The sequence below is a fragment of the Streptosporangium carneum genome, from assembly GCF_027922005.1.
GTDB classification, from domain to species: Bacteria; Actinomycetota; Actinomycetes; order Streptosporangiales; family Streptosporangiaceae; genus Streptosporangium; species Streptosporangium carneum.
Genome location: NZ_BSEV01000115.1, coordinates 1 through 599, shown reverse-complemented (window position 1 = coordinate 599; position 599 = coordinate 1). Strand labels below are relative to the sequence as shown.

Sequence of the window (599 nt, the reverse complement as noted above, 5' to 3'; positions counted from 1 at the left end):
AGCATCGAACTGGCCCGCACGGAGCGCAGAGGCGGTGGAATGGCGCAGAATTCCCCCATGTCCGGCAACAAGGTATCCAGATCGCGCCAGTCGCGGATTTCCGGCATCAGCTTGTCCAGCCGCTGGCGGGCCGCATCGAGCTGGTAGACTCGCGGCGATGGCGGCCGGTAAGACGAGCGCGCCTGCCGGATCCGGCGGCGCGAATAGGCCGACAGGAGGTCGTGCAGGTCGGCTTCGTAGATCACCGAGCGGGTTGAGCGCACACCATCGGGCTGGCCGCCGGGATGCACATCCGTGTGCAAAAGCGGCTGGGCGAACAGGGCCTCACCGGCGGCGCGCATGGCTTCCAGGCGCCGCAGGCGGAAAGCCAGCGCCGCGGCCATCACCTCGGCCGGTGCCTCGTCCTCATCCTTCTTCGGCTTGGGCAGCAGCATTTTCGACTTCAGGAAGGCCAGCCAAGCCGCCATCACCAGATAGTCGGCTGCCAGGTCGAGCCGGCGGCGGCGCGCCGCTTCCATGAATTGCAGATACTGCTCGGCCAGTTCCAGGATCGAGATGCGGGCCAGATCGACCTTGCGCTTGCGGGCCAGAGCCAGAAG

The 599-nt window shown here is 66.9% G+C and carries 1 protein-coding gene; it reads right to left on the bottom strand.

The window, feature by feature from the left end; translation table 11 throughout:
* Positions 1 to 599 (bottom strand): segregation and condensation protein A (locus tag PKF00_RS44955; RefSeq protein WP_271223766.1); only part of this gene is annotated, 599 nt, incomplete at both ends.